We start from the raw sequence: 18,119 nt of genomic DNA, 5'->3' as shown, positions 1-18,119 counted from the left end.
GTCCCGACTCTCAGCGCGACGCGCTCGTTGAGGCCCTGGCGCGCCCGGTTGCCCTGACCCCGGAATCGTCCATGCGGCGGGCCGGTCCGGGCGCCAGAAGGGAATGGGCCGCGCAAACCATCAGGTCAGACAGACAGTGCCAAGGGTGGGAGGGTCGTCCGGCTACGGATCAGACAGACAGTGCCAAGGGTGGGAGGGGCGTCCGGCTGCGGATCACGTTCGCGGCGCCAACGGTGGAAGGGGCTATCCGGCCGCGGATCAGGGCAGCCGTCAGCGGTGGAAGGAGCCATCCGGCTCCGTAGCAGGTTCGCCGGGTTTGGCGGTCGGGGGGCTGGATGTGCGGTGGCGTCCGTTCCCACCGCTGGAGGCGCGGTGGCTGAGCCCATCCATGGGCGCGTACTGACTGCCCCCCAGTCAGCGGCCGCAGCAGATCGCGCGCCGAGGTAGCGCCAACCGGTGCTGCCTCGGCGCGGGCGCGCGAACGTGCTGGTGGCCCAGGCGGGCCGGAGCCGGGGCGCCGCGACGGTATGCCCCGGCCCGCTGCTGCGAAAGCCGGGGCGGATCCGTACATCCGCCGCGCCGGGCAGCCGCCTGGCTCCCTGCCGTCGCCGTTTCGGGCGGCAAGCCACCCATCACCCGCGTGAACAACCCTGCGGGTCAATACACGTAGCGCGCTGTGACGCCGTTCAGCGCGGGCCGGCGAGGGCCCGGCCGGACCAGATGTCGATCACCACTTGGTGGTGCTGGCGGCGGGTCGCAGCCATGCCGGGGGCGTAGTTGCTGTCGACCTGCGCCGCCTCGGCCGCGTCGGGCTTGGCGTTCGTGCAGGACGTGCCGGGGCCGTGGCCGGACATGAGCTCCGAGCACGGGCCGCTGTAGTCGTCGGGCAGCCCGAGGACGTGTCCGGTCTCGTGCGCCGTGATCCGGGTCGCGTCGTAACCCTCGTCCACCGCTTGCTGGCCCAGCTGTACGTCACCGTTGCCACCGGGAAAGATCGGCCCCAACGTGGTCTGCGGCCAGCCACTGGTCGCCTCGTAGACGTAGTCGGCCGAGCCGGGGGTGCTCGCCGGTTCCAAGTGCACGTTGTGCACCGCGTCGTTCCAGTTCTGAATGGCCTGCTCGACCGAGTCCGCCCACGGACCGGCCGCGCCGGCGTCATAGGTGAGGGTGACCACCGCTGCGGGCGGGCGCGGCGCGGGGTGAGCGGAAGAGAAGCCGACCGTGGTGCTCAGCAAGGCCGGGATGAGTGCCGTCAGGACGGCGGTTCGCTTGCTCATGAGACTGCTGCGCCTCCTTGAGTCTCAGCTGCTGCCCGCAGTAAACAAGTTCATCGCGGACATGACAATATCTCGGATGGCGCTCGGTCCCATAGCCCTCAAGTTGGCTCGAAATGCACGGGGTTGAGAGCAACGCAGACCAGAGGAGGCCAGAGCAGAGAGGACGCGAGACGGAGGCAAGAGCCATTCGACGGTCGTGCTGCCGCCCGTACCCACCAACCGGTACGACACCAACCGCCCCACCGCCGCCCACCGACCAGTCCTTGGCTCCATCGCCATGTACGACGGAGGCCGGGATACGTTCGCGGTTGCGGCAGCCAAGTTCCCGGTACTGGCGGCCCTCAGCCGTGTCCGCTGCGGGTGAGAGCGGTACGGGCGGCTTCGGCCCAGTGCGGGGCCCCCGTTCGCTCGGCGATGCCGAGCGCTTGGCGGTGGTGCGCCGCTGCCTGTTCCGGTCGGCCCAGGCAGTGGGCGAGCTCGCCGAGGTAGTGGGACACCGGGCCGAGGGTCACCACGCCGCTGCCCGCTCCGGCCAGGCAGTCGGCGGCGGGCAGGAGTTCCTCGTAGACCGACGCGGCCATCTCCCGATCGTCGAGGGACACGGCCAAAATGGCGGCGAGGCCGAGGCGGGCCTCCAGCAGGTAGTCGCGGGGCAGCTCACGCGCGGCCGAGGTGACAGCGCGCGCCTGCGCGGTGTGGCCCTCGGCCAGCAGCATCAGGGCCTTGCCACGGGCGTAGTTGGAGCCCCAGCGCTGGTACTGCTCGTCGGCCTCTCCTGCCAGGTCGAGCAGGGTGCCGTTCTGGATGTAGAGGCAGAAGAGGGCGAAGTGCAGCAGATCGCGTTCGATGCCCCACATCCAGGACTCGCCGAGCCGCTCGGTGGTCCGGCGGTAGGCGGTGTCGGCCTCTGTGAACCGGCCCGCGATCGACACCCGCATCGCGCGGTACCAGCCGAGCAGCGTCCCCGGCAGCGGCAGATCGTAGCGGTCTGCCAACCGCTCGACCGCGTCGGCGTGTTCATCGGCCGTCTCCGGCTCGGCGAGTGCGGCATGTGCCTGGGCGAGGATCACATGGCCAAGGACCTCGACGGCGGCCAGCTCGTGGCGGACCCCGAGGGCCAGTAGCTCGCGGCCGATGGCAAGGCGTTCGCGGGCGAGCCCCGCGCGGTGGTAGGCGTGCGCGTGCCGGGCGTTGAGGGCCTGTGCCAGCAGATCCGGCCGGTCCAGGCCGCGAGCGAGGGCCTCGGCCTGGTGCGCGGCCTGCCGACCCCGGTCGTCCTGGGTGCCATCGAGTTCCAGGGCCAGAGTGGTGAGCACACGGCAGCGCGCTTCCTCGGCGCGCGGGGGCAGGAGGTTCAGGACGCGCTCGGCCGCGGCCACGACGTGGTCGTCCTTGGCCGCGTAACGGCGGTTGGTCCAGATGGTCGGTACGTCGAAAGCGGAGAGCAGGTCCGCGGTGAGCGCGGGGTCGCCGAGCTTCTCGGCGTCGGCGATGGCCGCGTTGCGCCGCTCGCGGGCGGTGACCACATCACCGGCCAGGGCGAGCGCTCTGATCATGCCCATGATGAGGCTGAGGCGGGTTCGTTCGTCGTGGACCTGCGAGCGGTCGTGGGCGGCGACCGCCTCCTGCCACAGCCGGGCCGCCTCGTGGTGGGCGAACCGCCAGGTGGCCTGTTCCGCGGCCGCCCTCGCATACCGTGCGGCGCGCGGGGCGCTGGCCCGGTCACCGGCTGCCAGGAAGTGGTAGGCCAGCAGGCTCACTTCGGTGGGGCGCAGCCGCTGGATCTCGGTGCCGGCTCGCGCGTGCCAGCGCGCGCGGCGCAGTTTCGGGGCCTCCTCGTACAGTGCGTCGCGCACCAGGATGTGCACGAAGCGCACCTGGTCGGGGCCGTCCTCCACGAGCAACCCCGCGGCCAGGGCCGCCTCAACGGCGGTGGCCACGGTCTCGGGGTCGCTGTCGGTCATGGCGGTCAGGACGTCCAGGTCAACTTCGCGGCCGAGCACGGTGGCCTGCCGCAGCAGGGCCTGGGCGGTCTCGGGCAGTCGGGCGAGGCGCTGCCGGACCACGGCGTGTACCCCGGCGGGCACTTGAGAGAGAGCGTCCTCGGCCCCCGCCGCACTGATCAGCCGCGCGGTCTCGCATACGAAGAAAGCGTTGCCCCCGGTCCGCTCGGCGATCGCCCTGACCGTCGCCTCGTCCAATTCGGGAGCCCCGGACCACAGGAGTTCGGCCACGGCCTCCTCGGAGAGGCCCGCCAGCTCGACGCGGACCGGGGCGCAGCGAGCGAGCTGGCCCAGCGCGTTGCGCAGCCCGGGTGACTCCTCGTGGTGCCGGAGAGTCGTTACGACCATGATCGGCGCTCTGGCGGCGCCGTCGACGAGGTGGGCCAGCAGGTCGAGGGTCTCCTCATCGGCCCGGTGCAGGTCCTCGATGACGATCAGCAGCGGGGCCGAACGGGCCGTGGCGGTGAGGTGGTTGACGACCGCGTGACGCATCCGGAAACGGCCGCCCGTCGCGTCGTGGGAGGTGTGCTCGGACGCGTCCTCCAGCAGCGGGGCCAGCACCCGGGCCGTTTCGGGGGGCGGCTCGTGGCCTGCGTCGGCGAGTTCGGACAGAAGCTCGGTCCAGGGCCAGGCGGCCGGTGCGCCGCCGCTCTCCGGACAGCGCCCCCGCACACAGGTCCAGCCGCGCTGGGCGAGCCCTTCGCTGACCTGCTCGACCAGCTTTGTCTTGCCCACCCCGGGCTCGCCGGTGACCAGGGCCAGGGCCAGCCGCCCGGCGGCGGTAACCTCCGCGGTCGCCTCAAGGCGCGCCAGTTCGTCCGCGCGCCCCACGAAGGGCGGGGCGGCGGGGAGGGCGACCGAGGGGGTGAGCCGGGCGGCGGGCCGGGCGGCGGCCGGTTCCAGGCGCGGCGCCTGGGCGAGGACGTCGGCCTCCAGGCGACGCAGTTCCGCACCGGGCTCCACTCCGAGGTCCTTCATGAGCACGCGCCTGACGCGGCGCAGCGCCGCGAGCGAGTCACCCTGGCGCCCGGCCTGATAGAGGGCCAGCGCGAGCAGTCGCCAGCTCTCCTCACGCAGCGGGTGGTCGAGGACCTGCGCTTCGAGGTCGGGCAGCGGTTCGGCGGCACGGCCGAGCGAGAGCAGCGCCTGGGCCCGCTGCTCCACCGCCCGTGCGCGGAGCTCTTCGAGCCGGGCCGCCTCCCGTGCGGCCCAGCGCGCGGTGGCGAACTCGGCGTAGGCGGGGCCGCGCCACAACGCCAGCGCGTGGTCGAGCTGTTGCAGCACTGCCTTCGGGGGAGTGCCGTTCGCGCGGGTCACCCGCACCGCCGCCTCGAAACGCCAGGCGTCCACCGCTTCTTCGGGTGCCCGCAGGGCATAGCCGGTGGGGGCGGATACCAGCAGCCGTGGCGGTGTACGCGGGCGCCGGTCCGGCTCCAGCGCCTTGCGCAGCCCGAAGACGACGGTCCGCAGGACGCCCGTGGCGCGCAGCGGTGGCTCCCCGTCCCAGAGCCCGTCTATGAGGCTCTCGACGGACACCACCTGGCCCTGCGCGGCCAGCAGTCGTGCGAGCATCATGCGGCGCTGAGGTCCCTGCACTTCGACGGGCCCGCCGTTCCCCGCCACTTCCAAGGGACCGAGCACCCTGAACGTGAGCATTGAACAGCCCCCTCCTGCCCCCGCGAACCGGCCGCACCATGAGTATGCGGCTGACAACCCTGCCACGCGGCGGCCACCCGGATCTCATACCAACCGGGAGGTATGGGCTCGGCGGACACGCTGCCAGGCCCGCGATCACCTGTAGCCCGGCCAGAGAGATTCGCCGGGGCATCGGCCCTACGCGGTCGTCACCAGCTGATTCCGGGGACTTCGATACGCCGACGATATGCGCCGACTCGTCGCTTTGGCGGCGTGCATGTGGTGATGGTCGGAGACGGGCCATCCAGGAACCTTTACGGGTGCACTGCCATGACCCGACCTGCGTCAGCTGACCTGCACCGTGACGGCGTAACTGCCCTGGCCCGGCCCGCAACGCCGCGCTTCACCGCAGGAGTTGCGGTGGGCCACGACCTGCGCCGCGCCTGTCCGGCGGGCGGTGAAGTCGGCGGCGGCGATGCCGCAGCCCGCGCCCGGCTCGCAGGTCCCCGTGGGTATGCTGCCGCTCTTGCCGACGGGGGCCAGTGTCTGAGTGTCGGAGCTGGTGGGCACGGACCAGTACGTGCTGTGCAGCCGGATCAGCACCCTCGTGCCCACACTCACCTTGATGACCGTGCCTGCGGCGTGCTCGTCAAGGGTGATCGTCCGGGCCGACGCCGAAGCCGATGCCCCCGGGACACGAGCGGACGCGTCACCGGGTACCGGCGGGGGTGGCGAACTGCCCGATGGCGAGCAGCCGTTGACCGCACCGACCACGAGAGCGACGGCGAGCGCCGCTCCGACGCGGTGCGCGGCGCGGCGCTGAAACGGTCGAGGAGTCATGGTTTCTCCAGGGGAGGGACCTCGACTGGTACCGATGAGTGCGGGGGCGGGCCGACCGGCCCGCCCCCGCGGTCGTGATCGCGTCAGGACACGGTCACGTCGTCGTAGTAGGTGTAGGTCGCGTCACCGGCGTAGTTGTCGTCCTTGCTGGTGAGGGTGAGCGTGTAGCTGTGGCCCGCGGTCAGGGACCCGGAGGCCTGCTTCCAGCCCGCGCCCTGGGTGCAGGTCTTGGCGAGGACGGTGGTGGTCGTGCCGGTGGTGTTGTCCTTGAGGGTCGCCGTCGCCCAGTCGTACGTCACGGTGTCGGGGCAGGTGACGTTGTACGAGAAGGAGACCGTGGAGGAGCCGCTGGGCGCCGTGAAGGTCTGGGCGATCGAGGACGTGTTGGTCGGGTTGGCCGAGCCGATCATCGCGCCGTAGCTGCCGCTGTGGGCCGCCGCGCTGCTGGCCGTGGCGCTGCCGCTGGCGGTCCAGCCGGACAGAGTGCCGGTTTCGAAGCCGCCGTTGGTGACGCCCCCTCCGCCTGCCGCGGAGACGGTCCAGCCGAACGACGTGCTGCCCGAGGCGCCGGTGGAGTCCTTGGCCGTGACGCTCACCGAGGAGTTGCCGACGGTGGTGACGGTGCCGCTGATCAGTCCGGTGGAGGAGTTGATCGACAGGCCGGCCGGGAGGCCGGTGGCCGAGTAGGTCAGGGTCTGTCCGCTCGCCGAGTCGGAGGCGTTGACCTTCAGCGAGACGGCGGTGTTGACCGTGGTGCTCTGGGCGCCCGGGTTGGTGACCGTCACGGTGTTGCCGGTCGATCCGCCGCCGACGATCGGGTGCGAGATGGCACACGCGTTGGTGTCGTTGGACCAGCTGGCCTGCTCGGCGAAGGTGCCGGTGCCCATGGTGACGTTGGCCGCTCCACCCGCGGTTCCGGGGTTGAGCCAGGCGCACTCGTCGGAGTTCTCCTGGCCGTCGTAGGAGCTGCCGGTGTGGTTGGTCCAGCCGCCGGCCGGGTTCTGGTCCGACATCATCTCGTGCCACTCGTGGCCGAGCGTCATGGTCCAGCCGTCGAGGGTTCCGGGCGAGTTGACGAAGCCGACGCCGCAGCCGGAGCCCGAGTCGATGTTGTACGGCTGGTTGCTGAACGCGACGTCGCCATAAGGCGAGTTCACCGCGCCGCCGGTCAGCGTGCTGTCACCGTTGTAGTCGTGCCAGGCGCAGTACTGGCCCTGGTAGCTGTCCGGGTTGGTGCCGTGCGGGGACAGGATCACGTAGTAGGCGTCGCGGTTCGAGGCGGCCGTGGTGTTGCCGAAGTGGGCGGCGGCGTTGACGGCCTCCTGGCCGAGCTGGTGCCCGGACGCGGCGCTGGGTGACGCGGCCGCGTTGTCGTACCACACGCCGGACAGCACGCCACCGCTCTGGTACGGGACGAAGTTGGCGTTCGAGGGGCAACTGGTCGCGCCCGCCGCCACGTTGGGGCCGTCGCACCACTGGGTCAGGTCGGCGGACCACAGCTCGTTGCCGGTGCCGATGCCCTTGAACATCTGCTGGGCCGCACCCGCGGCTCCGGCCGAGTCACCCGAGAACTTGGCGTTCCCGTTGCCATCCGTGCTCTGCGCCCCCCACTGGGTTCCGTAGAAGACGAGGTAGACCTTCGAGTGTCCGCTCTGGACGCCGATGCCGTCGATGCCGCCGCCGTAGGACAGCGTCTCGGGGCCGGTCGCGGCGTTCCGCGAGGCGTGGGTGGCCTGCCAGGACTTCATCTTGGCGTTCTGCTGCGCGGTCGGCACGACACCGTGCCGGTAGCTGTGCTGGTAGGCGGGGCTGTACGGGTTGGTGACCGTGTGGCCATTCGCCGTATCCGGGACCGGGGCGGCGGCCGCCTGGGGTGCGACGACGGCGACCATGGCACCGGTGACGAGCGACAGCGACGCGAGGCCGGTCAGGGCTCTTCGTGCCGTGCCGCGTATGTAGGGGGTACCCATGTGTAGGGGGATCCTCTCTCGAACAGATCGCGTGGCGCCGGTCGGCGGGCGATCTGTTACCTGGATGCGGGCAGCGAGGCGCAACCGATGGAGCGATGTTTCCAGTGGTCGTACGGGACGCCGGTGGCGCGCTGCTGGACGGGAGAGGGGATGTTCGCGCAGTTCTGAACGCCGTTGCGACAGACGCCTGTTGAGGCCTTCGGGACCGGTGTGCAGACTTGGCGCGAATCCTCCCGACCGGCTCCGGCGGGAAGGTGGAACCAACCGTGGTGTGACACGGCATGTGACCTTGGTGCGGTGTGGAGCGGTGGTGCGCCGATCGCTGGCCGGAAGCCAAGCAGGGATGACGTGCCCCGGTCAATTGATCGAAAGCGGTTTTCCCGTCTCTTGGAAGACATCGATGCCAACTTGACCGCACTGGGTAGGAATCTCTACTGGCCCATGGGTGGATGTTCGCGGCCCACGAGGGGCGCGGAGCCGTCGCGTTTGAGCCACCCGTCCCAACAGGCGGAGCCGGGGCGGGTGCAGGAGCGGAATCCGGGTCAGCCGGAGGCCGAGCCGCCAGGGGTGACGAGACCCGTTTCGTAGGCCAGGACGACGGCTTGGGCGCGGTCGCGGAGGGCGAGTTTGGCGAAGATGCGGGCGACATGGGTCTTGACGGTGGCCTCGCTGAGGGTGAGGGCTTCGGCGAGGTCCGTGTTCGACAGACCTCGGCCCATCAGGGCCAGCACCTGTAGTTCACGCGGGGTCAGCGCGGCCAGGTCACGGTGGACGGCGGGTGTGCGGGCTACCGGGTCCCCGGCGGCGGCTGGGCCGGAGGACCGCTCGCCCTGGTGGGGGGCCGCGTAGCGCTCCACCAGACGACGGGTGATCGAGGGGGCGAGCAGCGCGTCGCCGGTGTTCACCAGCCGTACGGATGCGGCGAGATGGGCGGCGGTGACGTCCTTGAGGAGGAAGCCGCTCGCACCGGCGGCGAGGGCCGCGTAGACATAGCTGTCGAGGTCGAACGTGGTGAGCATGAGGACCCGGCAGTCGGGGAGCAGGTGCAGTACGCGCTTGGCTGCTTCCAGGCCGTTCAGGTTGGGCATCCGGATGTCCATCAGGAGCACGTCCGGGCGCAGGCGCTGGGCTTCCGCGATGGCCTGCACGCCGTCCGCGGCCTCGCCGACGACCTCTATGCCGCGCGAGGTGAGGATGAGGCGGAAGCCGGTGCGGATGAGCTCCTCGTCGTCGGCGATGAGGACGCGGGGGCAGTCGGATTCGCGGGGATGCCGGTGGGCACTTCGGTCGGGGGCGGGCTCGGTCACGGGCGCTCCAGAGGGATGCGGGCGCGGACGCGGTAGCCGCCGCCGATGCGCCGCCGGGCGTCGAAGTGGCCGCCGTAGACGGCGACGCGCTCGCGCAGGCCGATCAGACCGCGGCCCGTTCCGTCGTCCCGGTGCTTGCGGTCACCCGGGCTCGTCGGGTCGGCGGACAGCACGCTCGGTCCGCTGTTGAGGACTTCGACCCGCAGGCTGTGATCGGCGTAGCGCACGGTCACCGCCGCCTTGCCGCCGTCGCCGTACTTGAGCGCGTTGGTGAGCGCCTCCTGGATGATCCGGTAGGCGGTGACGTCGATGCCGGGCGCCAGCGGGCGCGGTTCACCGGAGATGCGCACCTCGACCGGGAGTCCGGCGAAGGCGATCCGGTCGACGAGGACGCCCAGTTGGCTCAGGCTCGGCTGAGGGGCGAGCCCGGAGAGGTCGCCGTGCCGCTCCTCGTCGTCGTCGCCGTTGGGCGAAGGCGCCAACAGGCCCAGGAGATGCCGCAGTTCGGTCATCGCGTCGCGCCCCGCACCCTCGACGGCGCGCAGTGCCGTCTCCGCCTCGTTCGGCAGAGTGGCCAGCACCTCGCGGGCGGCGCTCGCCTGAACGACCATCAGGCTGACCTTGTGGCTGACGACATCGTGCAACTCGCGGGCGATACGGGCGCGTTCGGCCGTCACCGCGGTGCGTGCGGCGGCCTCCCGTTCGCGCTCAAGCAGCCAGCGCCGGTCCTCCAGGACCTTGCGATAGCGGCGGCGGGCGCGCGCCAGCAGCACGGTCGAGCCGACGGCCACGGCCAGGCTCCCCGTCACGAGGGCGGTCAGCAGCCAGCCCGTTCCCGATATCCACACGGCACGATCTTCCCAGGGCAGCCGACGGGCCGGCGTCCACCTCCGGGACCACCCCGTACATCGCCAGGATGAGTGCCGCCGCCGATTACCTCCGGAGGTTGACGCCGAGGCCGTCCTCGCCGCCTACCGTCCCTGCCATGACCACCGAAGACATCAGGGGCACGGCCCCAGCAACCGGGCCGGCCGCGGTGCGCGACCAGGCAGTCGTCCAAGTGGGCGGACTGCGCAAGGAGTACGGCGACACCGTTGCCCTGGACGGAGTGTCGCTGGAGATCGGCGCCGGAGAGGCGGTCGCGGTGATGGGCCCGTCCGGCTGCGGCAAGTCGACCCTGTTGAACATGATCGCCGGCCTTGACCGGCCGAGCGCCGGCTCGGTGTGCGTGCACGGCGAGGACCTCGGCAGCATCAACGAGACCGGCCTCGCCCTCTTCCGTCGCCGCCGGATCGGCATGATCTTCCAGTTCTTCAACCTCATCGACGACCTGCCCGCGATCGACAACATCGCCCTGGCCGCCCAGCTCACCGGAACACCCGCCCGCCAGGCCCGGCGCAGGGCCCTGGAGCTGCTCGACGAGCTCGGCATCGCCGACCGCAGGAACGTCTACCCCGCCGCCCTCAGCGGCGGCGAGCGCCAGCGCGTCGCGGTGGCCCGCGCGCTGATGAACCGACCCGCGCTGCTTCTTGCGGACGAGCCGACCGGCGCGCTGGACAGTCAGGCGGGCGAGCAGGTGATGGACCTGCTCATCGACCTCAACCAACTCGGCCAGACCCTGATGCTGGTGACGCATGACCAGCGTCTCGCCACGCGCTGTGCCAGTCGTCTGGTGACGATGGCGGACGGCCGGATCACTGGCGAGCGGACCCTGGAGCGTTCGGCATGAGCGCGGTGTGGCGGGCCTCTCGTGCGGCCGTACGCCGTCGCCGGCTACAGACCTCCGTGATCGGGGTGGTCGTCCTCGTCTCCAGCATGGCCCTCGTGGTCGCTTTGGGCCTGCTCGACGTCGCGTCCGGACCGTTCGACCGGCTCTTCGGCCAGGCGCACGGAGCCCATGTCGTCGCCACCTTCGACGCGGCGAAAGTGTCGGCTGAGCAGGTGTCAGCGACCGTGCACCGTCCGGGAGTTGAGGCTGCGGCGGGGCCGTTCCCGCAAGCCGTGGTCGACCTGCCGCGGAGCGCGGCCGACGAGATGCCCGGAATGGGAACGGGCCTGATGAGCGTGGTGGGGCGGGCGGACCCCGGGGGGCCGGTCGACCGCCTCGACCTGTTCGCCGGACACTGGGCCACCGGGCCCGGCCAACTCGTCCTGGCGCTGCCGGACGCGCCCGGGATGGGCACCGGGCCGCACTCCCCGCTCGGCAAACGGATCCAGCTGCCCGGACTCGCACCGCTGACCGTCGTCGGCCTCGCGTCCAGCGTGAGCGGAACCGCACAGGCATGGGTCTCCCCGCAGCAGATCGAGGCCCTGCACCCCACGACGTACCAGATGCTGTACCGGTTCGACCAAGCCGCGACGTCCCGTGAGATCACCACCGCCACCACGGCGGCGACCTCGGGGCTGCCGTCCGGATCGCTGGTCGCCCACCAGTCGTACCTGACGCTGAAGGCGCAGGTCGCCTCGCAGCCCAACGCCTTCGTGCCGTTCCTCATGGCCTTCGGAATCCTCGGCCTGCTGGTGGCCGTCCTGATCGTGGGCAACGTGGTGAGCGGTGCGGTGGTGTCCGGCTTCCGGCACATCGGGGTGCTCAAGTCCCTGGGATTCACGCCCAACCAGGTGGTCGCGGTCTATCTGGTGATGGTCTGCGTCCCGGCCACCGTGGGCGCGGCGATCGGCACGGCCCTCGGTGGGGTGGTCGCGCGGCCACTCCTGCACCAGGTCTTCCAGGGCGCGGACCTCGGCACGGTCAACGTCAACCCGACGGTCAGCTCCTGGGTGTACGTGGCCACGGCACTGGGCATGCCCGCGGTCGTCGTGCTGGCCGCACTGATCCCGGCGCTGCGCTCGCACCGGCTCTCCGCGGCACGTGCCATCAGCGCGGGCAGCGCCCCCAGCGGCGGGCGGGGGCTGAAGGTGCAGCGGTGGCTGACGGGGGCGAGGCTGCCGCGGTCGGTGACGCTGGGGCTCGGCCTGCCCTTCGCACGGCCCGGACGGGCCCTGCTCACCGTCTCGGCGGTACTGCTCGGGGTGGCGACGGTGACCTTCGCGACCGGGCTTGCGACCACCATGGTCTCGTACGGCGACGCCGTCGAGGGCTCCGGCAGACTGCAAGTCGTCGTCTGGCGCGGGGAAGCCAGGTTCGGGCAGACCGTCCCGCAGCATGACGACGCCGCGGCACAGGCGCTGTTGCGCGGTCTGCCGCAGGCGGCGGACGTCTCAGCCGTGGGCTTCGCCGACGTGCGGCTACTCGGGCAGAGCGAGGGCGTGACGATCCAAGGCGCGCGCGAGGGCCGGTCCGTACTCCAGGACGACCTGGCCAGGGGCCGGTGGATGCGCACCCCCGGAGAGGTCGTGGCCTCCGGCAGGTTCCTGTCCAAGCACGGTCTGCGCCTGGGTGACTCGTTCACGCTGGGCGCGGCGGACGGCCGCACGGAGCGGGTGACCCTGGTCGGTGAGGTCATGTCCGGCCCGGCCGACATGATGCGGGCCGACTGGCCGACCTTGACCGCCCTGGCACCTGGGACGCAGGCCAACCAGTACTGGGTGCGGCTCACTTCCCACCCCGATACCGCCGCCTACATGAAGGCCGTGCGGGCCGCCGATCCCGGGCTCGCACCGACCGAGCAGACATCGGTGAACGCCGGAGCCATGACGGTGATCAGTTCCGCTTCGGCGCTGACCCTGATGCTGTCGGTGGTCGCCGCGATGGGGGTGTTCAACACGGTCGTGCTGAGCAGCCGCGAGCGGCGCCGTGACCTGGGAATGCTGAAGTCGATCGGCATGACCCCACGTCAGGTCACCGTGATGCTGGTGGTGTCGATGGCGGGGCTCGGCCTGATCGGCGGGATCCTCGGACTCCCGCTGGGCGTGGCGGCCTACCGGGTAGTGATCCCGCTGACCGAGAGCAGCGCCCATCTCGCTCTCCCGGACCGGATGCTGCATGTCTGGCACCCGGAAACCATGGCGCTGCTGGCCCTGGCGGGAGTGGCGATCGCCGCACTGGGCGCGGTGATCCCGGCACGAACGGCGGCCCGGCAGACCATCGCCCGAGTCCTGCACACCGAGTGACGGCCCGCCGGCGCGGTGGAGGGCCTTGGGCCGGGGGGCCGATGCGGCTTGCCGTGCGTCGCGGCGGAGGGTCTCGGGCCGGGGGGCCGATGCGCCCTGCCGTTCGTCTCGACGGAGGGTCTCGGGCGCGCCCGCCGACGCGGCTTGCCGCCCGTCGCGGCGGACAACTCCCGCCGCTGGCAGCGTAGTTCACGCGGTGACTTGATCACTCTGGGGGCGGGCTCTACAGCGCCGTGGCCAGCCTGCGCAGGGTTCGGGCCGAGGGTGTCCCGGGATCTGCCGTGATCATGACGACTTCCTGGTCGTCCTCGGGGACGAGGAGAACGTCGCAGTTCAGCCGGAGGCTGCCTGCCGTCGGGTGTTCGACGGTCTTGGTGCGGTGGCCGGGGGCGTGCACCGGGCGGGTCTCCCAGAGAAGGCGGAACTCCTCGCTGCCGGCGTGCAGTTCGGTGAGCAGCGCGGCGAGCTGCGGGTCGTGAGGATAGCGGTCGGCGGCCCGGCGCAGCCGCGCCACCACGATGTGTCCGAACTCCTCGGTGCTGGAGCTCTCGTACATCCGCCCTTCACCGAGGAACCGGCGCCGGGCCAGGTTCGTCGTCCCGTGTCCGAGGCCGCCGCCCAACAGAGCCTGGGCCAGTGGGTTCCAGGCGATGACGCCGTAGGACGCGTCGGTGGCGATCGCGCCGGTCTCCGGCAGACGCTGGAGCATCCGGGCCACGTGCGCGCGCACGTGTCGTACCGCGCCGGTGGCGGGCGGCGGTGCGCTCGTGCCGGCCAGGCGGAACAGGTGGCTGCGTTCGGCCGACGTCAGACGGAGGGCCCCGGCCAGCGCGTCCAGAATGGTGTGCGACGGGCGGGGACCGCGGGCCTGTTCGAGACGTACGTAGTAGTCGACGGACATATGGGCGAGACCGGCCACCTCTTCACGGCGCAAGCCCGGGGTGCGGCGCGGGCCGCTCGTGGGCAGGCCGAGCGCTTCCGGACGCAAGGCAGCGCGGCGGTCCCGCAGGAATCGGGCGAGCTCCTGCCGCGCCATCGCGCCCCACCCCCTCCCGCTGACTGGTACAGGTCGTCCCTGGCAGGGCGCTCGCCGCCAGGCGATCGTGGCTGTCATGAACGATCGCACAGCGCTGGTCACAGGTGCCAACAAGGGCATTGGCAAGCACATCGCCCGACTTCTCGCCGCTGAGGGCTTCCGGGTGTACGTGGGCTCCCGCGATGCCGGGCGCGGGCGGCGGGCCGTCGAGGAGATCGGCGGGGCGGCCCGTCTGCTGGTCCTCGATGTGACGGACCAGGACAGCATCGGCGCGGCCGCCGGTCAGCTGGACCGCTTGGACGTGCTGGTCAACAACGCGGGCATCTCACCCTCGCTCGGCCCGCCGACCGAGACCGGCGCGGACGAATTCCGGCGTACCTACGAGACCAACGTGTTCGGGGTCCTCGCGGTGACCAACGCCTTTCTGCCCGCCCTGCGCCGCTCCCCGCGACCACGGATCGTCAACGTCTCCAGCGGGACCGCATCGCTGACCTGGAGTACGAACCCGAACCCCCAGTTCGTCCCCGGCAGCGGAGGTGCGGCGGCGTACAGGTCCTCGAAAGCCGCCCTCAACGCCCTCACCGTCCTGTACGCCCAGACGCTGGCAGAGGAGGGTTTCAAGGTCAACGCCCTCGCCCCCGGTCTGCGGGCCACCGACCTCAACCCCCGAGCGGCCGAGGCGGGCGGCGACCCCGCCGAGGCCGCCCAGGGGGCCCTGCGCCTGGCACTCCTGCCCAACGACGGGCCCACCGGAGCCTTCTTCTCCTGGGACGGAACGCCCGTGCCGTGGTGAGCGCGGAACCCGGCGCGGGGGCCCCGGTGCCGATCACCGTGATGCCGCGCTCGCGAGTGATCGGTCGTTGCCCCAAGCCGCGCCTTGGTCGGGAGTGCAGGGAGAGGGGCGGCCCGCGGGCTGTCGGCCGAAAACCACAGGCGCTGGAGCGTGCCTCCCGTCCAGCGCACCGAGGCGTTCACGATCCGCGGAAACGCGCCGAATGGTATTCAAGTGGGTTGCGCGGGGCGGTAGTTGATCACACCCGTGGCCGCGCACCGCTCGGCATCCGTCCTGCCGGGGCCGGACGGATGCGTCGAGCGGTTCGTGGCGGCTCGGTCAGCGGGCCATTACCGGGCCGTACTCGGCGACGGTGTTGCTGGTGACCGTGCCGTCGGCGCCGGCCAGCGTCACGGAGTGGCGCACCCCGTCGGGGCCCAGCACCACGGCCTGCCAGGCGCTGCCACCACCCTGCTGGGCGACCACCCGCAGTGATTCGACCTTGCCGCCGGACACGGCACCCGTCGCCTTGTCCACCGCCTGCGCGGCCGGCAGCGCAGGCAGCGGCGCCGGGGCCTGCGCGAGTGAGCCCGCGGCGGAACCCCGCCGGTCCTGCCCGGCCTCCCGCACCTTCTTCGCGCCGTCCCGGCCGTCCGTCCCCGGCCCGCCCCGGTGACCCCGGCCCTCGGCGGCGTACCGGCCGCCGGCGCGCTCCTCGTGGTGGTGCTCCGCCACCGCCGCGGCCGCCGCACCGCCGCCGATCAGCACCACCAGACCGAGCGCCACCCATCGCACACGTCCCTGCCGGGTCAGCCGGGTGAACCGGCCGCGGCGCCCCGCCGCCTTGCCGGTCGGCCCGGCAGCCTCCTCGCCCGGACCCGCGGGGTGCTCGGGAGGCTGGGGATTGGACTGAGTCATCTGGTTGCTCCTCGCGTTCCACCGGACACGCGCCCGGCTCGGTCAGATCCTGCGGGGCGCATGCTGAAGCCTTGCTGAAGCGACCTGAAGAACCCTTCAGCAACCCGGCGCCGCGACCTGAGAACCTTGACCCCATGCGCGTACTGGTGGTCGAGGACGAGCGGCGGCTGGCCGCGGCCCTGCAACGGGGGCTCCAGGCCGAAGGCTTTTCGGTGGACGTCGCCCACGACGGCCCGCAAGGGCTCTGGCTGGCGGGTGAGCACGACTACGACGTCATCGTGCTCGACATCATGCTGCCCGGAATCAACGGCTACCGGGTCTGCGCCCGGCTGCGCGCGGCGGGCTGCGAGTCGGGCATCCTGATGCTCACCGCGAAGGACGGCGAGTACGACGAGGCGGAGGCCCTCGACACCGGCGCCGACGACTTCCTCTCCAAGCCGTTCTCGTACGTCGTCCTGGTGGCCCGGCTGCGCGCGCTCATCCGGCGCACGGGCCGGCGCAGCCCGCAGATCATGGAGTTCGGTGACCTGGTGATCGACCCGGCGAAGCAGCGCTGCACGCGCGGCGGGGCCGAGGCCCGTTTGACCTCGCGCGAATTCGCGGTCCTCGTGCACCTGGCCCGCCGCGCCGGTGAGATCGTGCCCAAGCGGGAGATCCTGGAGCAGGTGTGGGACGCGGCCTACGAGGGCGACCTCAACGTCGTGGAGGTCCACGTCAGCGCGTTGCGTCGCAAGATCGACGCCCCCTTCGGGCGGGCCGCGGTGGAGACGGTCCGCGGGGCCGGCTACCGGCTGGCGGCCGACGGTGGCTGAGCCGGACGAGCACAGCGATGCCGCGCCCGGCGCCCCGCGCCGCCGAGCCGTCGCCCGGCTGCGGTGCCTCGCCCGGAGGCTCCGGCCCCGGTCCGTGCGAGCCCGCGCCACGCTGGGCGCGTCCGTCGTGGTCGCCGTGGCGCTCGGCGTCGCCTCCTTCGGGCTGCTCGGGCTGCTGGAGAACAACCTGATGCGCAACGCCCAGACCGACGCGGAGCGACAGGCCGTCCTCACCGCCGGTCTCGCGGCCGAAGGCCGGCTCGGCGCCGTGCTGACACCGGACCGCGGCACCGATTTCCTCCAGGTCGTCGACGCGCACGGCCGGGTGCTCGCGGCCAGCCCCAACCTGACCGGCCGCCCCGCCCTCTCGGCTGCCCGCCCCAGCTCGCCGGGGACCGTCCGCGGAACCTGGAACGGCGGACCGGTGCGCGAGGAGCACCGCCAGCGCGTCGTCCAGGTCACCACCGCCACCGGGAGCGGCCTCGTCACCGTGTACGCGGGCACCTCGCTGAGGGAGGCCGACGCCGCGGACGAGTTCATCCGGGCCTGCCTCATCTTCGCGGTGCCGCTGCTCGTCCTCACCGTCGCCCTGGTCACCTGGCGGGTCACGGGCTGGGCCCTGCGCCCCGTCGAGGCGATCCGGGCCGAGGTCGCCGAGATCAGCGACCGCGATCTGCACCGCCGAGTACCCGTGCCGCACAGCCAGGACGAGATCGCCCGGCTCGCGGCCACGATGAACACCACCCTGGACCGTCTCGAAGCGTCCGTGATCCGCCAGCGCCAGTTCATCGCCGACGCCTCACACGAACTGCGAAGCCCCATCACCGTGCTCCGTACGCAACTCGAAGTCGCCCAGGCCCACCCCGACCCCGACCTGTGGGGCGAACTCGTCAACGGGGCCCTGGAAGACACCGTCCGGCTCCAGGACCTGGCCTCCGACCTGTTGCTGCTCGCCCGGCTCGACACCGCTCAGGCACCCCCTCGCGCCGCGGTGGACCTCACGGAAGTCGTCCGCGAAGCGGCCCGAACCCGAAAGCGGGACCGGGTGCCGGTGGACACCGAGATCGCTCCGGAGGTCACCGTGCGCGGAAGCACGCTGTGGTTGGCGCGCCTCGTCACCAATCTCCTGGACAACGCCCAACGGCACGCCGACCACTCGGTCCTGCTCGCGCTGCGCGTGGACCAAGACCGGGGCACAGCGGTGCTGGAGGTCCGCGACGACGGACCGGGCATCCCGCCCGCCGACCGTGAACGGGTCTTCGAGCGCTTCACCCGGCTCGATGACGCCCGCAGCCGTGACCAAGGCGGTTCGGGCCTCGGCCTCGCGATCGCCCGCGACATCGCCACCCACCTGGGCGGCTCACTCACCGTCCAGGACTCGGAACGGGGAGCCCACCTGGTGGCCCGGCTCCCGCTGGACACCTGCTGACGAGCAGGCGAACCGGCGCTCGCCCTCTCCCCTCGCCGGGAAGGCCCGT

Annotated in this window: 13 protein-coding genes; 5 read left to right on the top strand and 8 right to left on the bottom strand. The window is 71.9% G+C overall.

Going from position 1 to position 18,119, the window contains the following annotated elements:
- Positions 1 to 686: 686 nt before the first annotated feature.
- From OG522_RS02860 to OG522_RS02835, 6 genes are all read right to left on the bottom strand, one after another.
- The gene (locus OG522_RS02860) at positions 687 to 1,277 is read right to left on the bottom strand and encodes a snapalysin family zinc-dependent metalloprotease (RefSeq protein ID WP_329461314.1); all 591 of its coding nucleotides are present in this window, start codon (positions 1,275 to 1,277) and stop codon (positions 687 to 689) included.
- 341 nt (positions 1,278 to 1,618) lie between these two features.
- Positions 1,619 to 4,936 (bottom strand): BTAD domain-containing putative transcriptional regulator, encoded by a 3,318-nt coding sequence (locus OG522_RS02855; protein WP_329461313.1) that lies wholly within the window; start codon positions 4,934 to 4,936, stop codon positions 1,619 to 1,621.
- Between the two features lie 324 nt (positions 4,937 to 5,260).
- Positions 5,261 to 5,755, bottom strand: coding sequence for a hypothetical protein (locus OG522_RS02850; protein WP_329461312.1), 495 nt, complete (start codon positions 5,753 to 5,755; stop codon positions 5,261 to 5,263).
- An 83-nt stretch (positions 5,756 to 5,838) separates the two neighbouring features.
- Entirely contained in the window at positions 5,839 to 7,725 is a 1,887-nt protein-coding gene (locus OG522_RS02845) for an Ig domain-containing protein (RefSeq protein ID WP_329461311.1), read from the bottom strand.
- Between the two features lie 542 nt (positions 7,726 to 8,267).
- Entirely contained in the window at positions 8,268 to 9,032 is a 765-nt protein-coding gene (locus OG522_RS02840) for a response regulator transcription factor (protein ID WP_329461310.1), read from the bottom strand.
- The gene (locus OG522_RS02835; RefSeq protein ID WP_329461309.1) at positions 9,029 to 9,880 is read right to left on the bottom strand and encodes a sensor histidine kinase; all 852 of its coding nucleotides are present in this window, start codon (positions 9,878 to 9,880) and stop codon (positions 9,029 to 9,031) included. The genes OG522_RS02840 and OG522_RS02835 overlap by 4 nt, the downstream gene beginning before the upstream one ends.
- Before the next feature lie 137 nt (positions 9,881 to 10,017).
- On the opposite strand from OG522_RS02835, the gene OG522_RS02830 reads away from it, so the two are divergent.
- Together OG522_RS02830 and OG522_RS02825 are read left to right on the top strand one after the other, a co-directional pair.
- Positions 10,018 to 10,761, top strand: coding sequence for an ABC transporter ATP-binding protein (locus tag OG522_RS02830; RefSeq protein ID WP_329461308.1), 744 nt, complete (start codon positions 10,018 to 10,020; stop codon positions 10,759 to 10,761).
- Positions 10,758 to 13,103: an ABC transporter permease gene (locus tag OG522_RS02825; RefSeq protein WP_329461307.1), complete on the top strand. Its 2,346-nt coding sequence runs from the start codon at positions 10,758 to 10,760 to the stop codon at positions 13,101 to 13,103. The genes OG522_RS02830 and OG522_RS02825 overlap by 4 nt, the downstream gene beginning before the upstream one ends.
- Positions 13,104 to 13,326: 223 nt before the next feature.
- On the opposite strand, the gene OG522_RS02820 is transcribed toward OG522_RS02825, so the two are convergent.
- A complete protein-coding gene (locus OG522_RS02820; RefSeq protein WP_329461306.1) occupies positions 13,327 to 14,139 on the bottom strand; it encodes a helix-turn-helix transcriptional regulator in 813 nt (270 codons plus the stop codon).
- 76 nt (positions 14,140 to 14,215) lie between these two features.
- Here OG522_RS02820 and OG522_RS02815 point away from each other — a divergent pair, with 76 nt between their 5' ends.
- On the top strand, positions 14,216 to 14,932 hold the full coding sequence (locus tag OG522_RS02815; protein ID WP_329461305.1) for an SDR family oxidoreductase: 717 nt from the start codon (positions 14,216 to 14,218) through the stop codon (positions 14,930 to 14,932).
- A 318-nt stretch (positions 14,933 to 15,250) separates the two neighbouring features.
- On the opposite strand, the gene OG522_RS02810 is transcribed toward OG522_RS02815, so the two are convergent.
- A complete protein-coding gene (locus tag OG522_RS02810) occupies positions 15,251 to 15,829 on the bottom strand; it encodes a hypothetical protein (RefSeq protein ID WP_329461304.1) in 579 nt (192 codons plus the stop codon).
- A gap of 134 nt (positions 15,830 to 15,963) precedes the next feature.
- On the opposite strand from OG522_RS02810, the gene OG522_RS02805 reads away from it, so the two are divergent.
- Both OG522_RS02805 and OG522_RS02800 read left to right on the top strand, forming a co-directional pair.
- The gene (locus OG522_RS02805; RefSeq protein ID WP_329461303.1) at positions 15,964 to 16,641 is read left to right on the top strand and encodes a response regulator transcription factor; all 678 of its coding nucleotides are present in this window, start codon (positions 15,964 to 15,966) and stop codon (positions 16,639 to 16,641) included.
- On the top strand, positions 16,634 to 18,070 hold the full coding sequence (locus tag OG522_RS02800) for a sensor histidine kinase (protein WP_329461302.1): 1,437 nt from the start codon (positions 16,634 to 16,636) through the stop codon (positions 18,068 to 18,070). Before OG522_RS02805 ends, OG522_RS02800 begins: the two co-directional genes overlap by 8 nt.
- The last annotated feature ends 49 nt before the right edge of the window (positions 18,071 to 18,119 follow it).

Source organism: Streptomyces sp. NBC_01431 (assembly GCF_036231355.1).
Lineage (GTDB): Bacteria > Actinomycetota > Actinomycetes > Streptomycetales > Streptomycetaceae > Streptomyces.
The sequence above is the reverse complement of the archived record's forward strand: the minus strand, read 5'-3'. Positions and strand labels throughout refer to the sequence as shown.